At 73.4% G+C, this 4,433-nt stretch carries 5 protein-coding genes; all 5 read left to right on the top strand.

From position 1 onward, the window contains the following. Positions 1–70: 70 nt before the first annotated feature. The 5 genes from SPRI_RS01445 to SPRI_RS01425 are packed head-to-tail and all read left to right on the top strand — an operon-like array spanning position 71 to position 4,398. Positions 71–322: an acyl carrier protein gene (locus SPRI_RS01445; RefSeq protein WP_005321585.1), complete on the top strand. Its 252-nt coding sequence runs from the start codon at positions 71–73 to the stop codon at positions 320–322. Next, a complete protein-coding gene (locus SPRI_RS01440) occupies positions 319–1,593 on the top strand; it encodes a beta-ketoacyl synthase N-terminal-like domain-containing protein (RefSeq protein WP_203227953.1) in 1,275 nt (424 codons plus the stop codon). The genes SPRI_RS01445 and SPRI_RS01440 overlap by 4 nt, the downstream gene beginning before the upstream one ends. Positions 1,594–1,625: 32 nt before the next feature. Next, a complete protein-coding gene (locus SPRI_RS01435; RefSeq protein ID WP_005321592.1) occupies positions 1,626–2,876 on the top strand; it encodes a hydroxymethylglutaryl-CoA synthase family protein in 1,251 nt (416 codons plus the stop codon). Continuing rightward, on the top strand, positions 2,873–3,625 hold the full coding sequence (locus SPRI_RS01430) for an enoyl-CoA hydratase/isomerase family protein (RefSeq protein ID WP_050791645.1): 753 nt from the start codon (positions 2,873–2,875) through the stop codon (positions 3,623–3,625). The genes SPRI_RS01435 and SPRI_RS01430 overlap by 4 nt, the downstream gene beginning before the upstream one ends. Continuing rightward, positions 3,622–4,398 (top strand): polyketide synthase, encoded by a 777-nt coding sequence (locus tag SPRI_RS01425; protein WP_053556635.1) that lies wholly within the window; start codon positions 3,622–3,624, stop codon positions 4,396–4,398. The genes SPRI_RS01430 and SPRI_RS01425 overlap by 4 nt, the downstream gene beginning before the upstream one ends. The last annotated feature ends 35 nt before the right edge of the window (positions 4,399–4,433 follow it).

Here is a 4,433-nt window from a genome sequence, read left to right as displayed (position 1 = left end):
GAGCCCCAGCACACCTGAGAGCCCCGGCACACCTGAGAGCCCGGCACACCTGAGAGGACGACCCGACACCATGACCGAGGAAGAGATCTTCGCCGTCATCCGCGCCCAGATCGTCGACGTACTGCCGGAGACGGCCGGCATCGACATCACCCTCGACCACAGCATGCGCGACCTCGGCGCCAACTCCATCGACCGCATGGACGTGGTGATCGCCGCCCAGGACGAGCTCGGCATCACCGTGCCCGGCGCGGCCCTCACCCGGGCCGAGGACCTGCGCTCGCTCGTCGCCGTCTTCCGCTCGCACCTGAGCACCCACGCGTGAGAGCGCTGCCCGGCCCCGTGGCCGTCACCGCCGCCGCGGTCCTCACCCCGCTCGCCGACGACCTGGACGGCTTCACCGCCGCCCTGCTCGCCGGCCGCAGCGCGGTGACCCTGCACGGCGAGGAGGAGGACACCGGCGCCCTGCCCGCAGCCGCCCTGGACGGCTTCGACCTGGCCTCCTGGGCCGCCCGGCACCTGGCCGGCGACGAGGTCACCGCGGCCCGGCTGCGCAAGGTCGCCGGCCGGGCCGCGCTGCCCGCCCGCACCGCCGCCTGCGTCGCGCTGCGCGCCGTGCGCGACGCGCACCTGACCGAGGAGCAACTCGCCGACGGCACCGCGCTGATCGTCGCCGGCAGCAACCTCGCCCTCGCCCACCAGGCGGCCACCGTCCTGGGCCACGACCGGGCACCCGGCCGGCTGCGCGCCTCCTACGCGCTGACCCACCTCGACGTGGACACGGTCGGCGCGGTCAGCGAACTCACCGGCATCCGCGGCGAGGGCTGGGCGCTGGGCGGCGCGTCCGCCAGCGGCACCCTCGCCCTGATCCAGGCCGCCCGTACCGTCGCCGCCGGCTGGGCCGAACGCGCCCTGGTCGTCGCCCCGGTCGCCGAACTGTCCCCGGTGGAGACCGAGGCGCTGCGCCGCACCGGGGCGATGGCCCACGAGCACTTCCGTGACGAACCCGCCCGCATGTGCCGGCCCTTCGACGCCGCACGGCAGGGCTTCGTCCGCGGCGAAGGGGCCGCCGCGCTCGTCCTGGAACACCCGCACGCCGCCCGCCGCCGCGGCGCCCCGGTCCTGGCCGAGATCACCGGGCACGGCCAGCGCCTGGACGCCCGGCGCGGCACCGAACCCGACGCCGACGGCCAGGCGGCCGCCATGCGCGCGGCCCTGGCCACCGCCGGCCTCGAGCCCGCCGACATCGACTACGTCAACGCGCACGGCACCGGCTCCGTCCTGGGCGACACCACCGAAGCGGCCTCCCTGACAGCGGTGTTCGGCACCCGCCCCTCGCTGCGCGTCAACTCCACCAAGCCGCTGACCGGCCACTGCCTGTCGGCGGCCGGCCTGATCGAGGCCGCCGCCACCGTCGCGCAACTACGGGCGGGCACCGTCCACCCCAACGTGAACCTGGAACGGCCCGACACCGCCGTCCCGCTGGCCGGCCGCACCGCCGAACACCTGCCGCTGCGCACCGCGCTCAGCAACAGCTTCGCCTTCGGCGGCATCAACGCCTCCGTGGTGATCCGCCTCCCCGACCCCCGGCCCTGAAGCCACCAGAACCTGTAGTTACGGAGAAGACCATGAAGCAGGTCGGCATCGAAGCCATCAACGCCTACTGCGGTGAGACCTACATCGACGTGCCGACCCTGTTCGCGGCCCGCGGCCTCGACGACAGCCGGATCGGCAACCTGATGATGGACCGCAAGAGCGTCGCACTGCACTGCGAGGACGCCGTGTCCTTCGCCGTCAACGCCGCCAAACCCCTCATCGACGCACTCACCGACAGCGAACGCGACGCGATCGAACTGCTCATCGTCGGCACCGAGTCGGGCGTCGACTTCGGCAAGTCACTGGCCACCTACGTCCACGACCACCTCGGACTGCCGCGCAGCTGCCGCCTGTTCGAGACCAAGCAGGCCTGCTACAGCGGCACCGCCGCCCTCCAGATGGCCGCCGCCACCGTCGCCGCCAGCCCCTTCGAGGGCACCAAGGCCCTGGTCATCAGCAGCGACGTGGCCCGCCCCGTCCCGCACACCTACGTCGAACCCAGCCAGGGCGCGGGCGCGGTGGCCATGCTCGTCGGCGACCACCCCGTCGTCGCCGCCTTCGACCCGGGCGCCAACGGCTTCCACTCCTACGAGGTCATGGACACCTGCCGCCCCGACCCCGAGGCCGAGGCCGGCGACACCGACCTGTCCCTGCTGACCTATATCGACTGCCTCAAGGGCTCCTTCACCGACTACGCCCGCAAGGTCGAGGGCGCCGACTTCCTCGACACCTTCGACCTGCTCGCCATGCACACCCCCTTCCCCGGCATGGTCAAGGGCGCCCACCGGGCCGCCCTGCGGAAACTGAAGCGCGGCATGGCCCCCCAGGCCGTCGAGGACGACTTCACCACCCGCCTCGGCCCGGCGATCCGCTACCCGCAGCAGGTCGGCAACATCTACGCCGGCACCGTCCACCTCGCCCTCGCCTCCACCATCGACCACGCCGTCATCGACCGCGAACACCGCGTCGGCGTCTTCTCCTACGGCTCCGGCTGCGCCTCCGAGTTCTACAGCGTCACCATCACCCCCGAATCCCGGCGCGCCGTGCGCGCCATGGGCATCCGCGAGGCCCTCGACGCCCGCTACGAGCTGAGCATGGACGAGTACGACGCCCTGCTCACCGCCACCGCGGAACTCAAGTTCGGCATGCGGGACTTCACCTTCGACCTCGACCGCTTCCCGCAGATCACCAAGGAACGCTTCACCGGCGGCCGCCGCCTCGTGCTGGCCGCGGTGCGCGACTACCACCGCGAGTACGTGTGGCTCGACGGAGCCGCCCGATGACCGCCGTGACCCTCACCCGCGCCCGCGGCGTCATCCGCGCCCGCCTCGACGAGCCCGAACGCCGCAACGCCATCACCCCCCTGCTCCTGGACAACCTCCACGCCGCCCTGGACGCCGCCGAGACGGACACCGGCTGCCGCGTCCTGGTCCTGTCCGCGAGCGGCGACGACTTCTGCGCCGGGACCGACCTGTCGGGCGGCGTGCCCGACACCCTGCCCGACCCCGGCGACACCGGAGAACTCCCGTACTGGCGGCTCCTCGAACGCCTCACCGCCACGCCCGTCGTCACCGTCGCCCTCGTCGACGGCCACGCCCACGCCGGCGGTGTGGGACTGGCCGCCGCCTGCGACCTGGTCATCGCCGGCCCCCGCGCCCGCTTCCGGCTCACCGAGGCCCTCGTCGGCCTCGTGCCCGCCATGGCCTGGCCGTTCGTGGCCCGCCGCACCGGAGAACAACGCGCCTTCACCGCCACCCTGCTCGCCGAGGACCTCGACGCCGCCGCCGCCCACGCCTGCGGCCTCGCCGACCAGGCCACCGACGACGCCGAAGGCGCCCTGCGCAGCACCCTGGTCCGCCTCAGCCGCGTCGACCGGTCCACCACCGGTGCGCTCAAGACCTGGCGGACACGGCTGTTCCCCCGCGACGAACACCTCGGCACCGACGCCGCACACACCTTCCTCACCCGCCTCACCGACCCCCACGTCCACCGGCTCCTCGGCCGCGTCACCGCCCCGGAGCGTGCCGCATGACCACCCACGCGACCAGCGCCGCCACGCCCGTCGTACGGCTGAGCAGGGAAGGACCCCTCGCCGTCGTCACCCTCGACGACGCCGAAGGACGCAACACCTTCTCGCCCGCCCTGACCGCACAACTCGTCGACTGCGTCGAACGCGCCGCCGCCGACCCCGGGACCCGCGCCGTCCTGGTCGAAGGCCGCCCCGAACTGTTCTGCGCCGGCGGCACCCAGCGCGAACTGGTCAACTTCGCCCGCGGCGACGCCACCTTCGACACCGACGACTTCTTCCGCGTCTTCGCCCGCTGCCCGCTGCCGGTCATCGCCTCCCTCCAGGGGCACGCCATCGGCGGCGGCCTCGTCCTCGCCCTCTACGCCGACTTCGCCGTCTTCAGCGAACGCTCCCTGTACGCGGGCAACTTCATGCGCTACGGATTCACTCCCGGCATGGGCGCCACCCACCTCTTCCCGGCCCGCTTCGGCCGCGAACTGGGCACCGAGATGCTCTACACCGCCCGCAACTACCGCGGCGCCGAACTCCGCGAATGCGGCGCCCCCGTCCGCGTCGTGCCCCACGCGGACGTCCCGCGCACCGCACGGGAGCTGGCCCGGTCCGTGTGCGGGCCCCCGCGCACCTCGGTCGAACTCCTCAAACAGGAAATGGCCGCACCGCTGCTGGCCGCCACCACCGAGGCGATCGCCCGAGAGGCCGCCCTGCACCGCACCTCCTTCCGGCTGCCCGAGGTGCTCGACCGCATCGAAGCCGCATACGGCGACACCGGCCGCTGACCGCACGCCGCCCTGCCCCCCTGCCACGCGAGGAC

Source organism: Streptomyces pristinaespiralis (genome assembly GCF_001278075.1).
In the GTDB taxonomy this organism is placed as follows: Bacteria; Actinomycetota; Actinomycetes; order Streptomycetales; family Streptomycetaceae; genus Streptomyces; species Streptomyces pristinaespiralis.
Note: the sequence above shows the minus strand (reverse complement) of the source record. Positions and strands in the feature narration are given on the sequence as shown.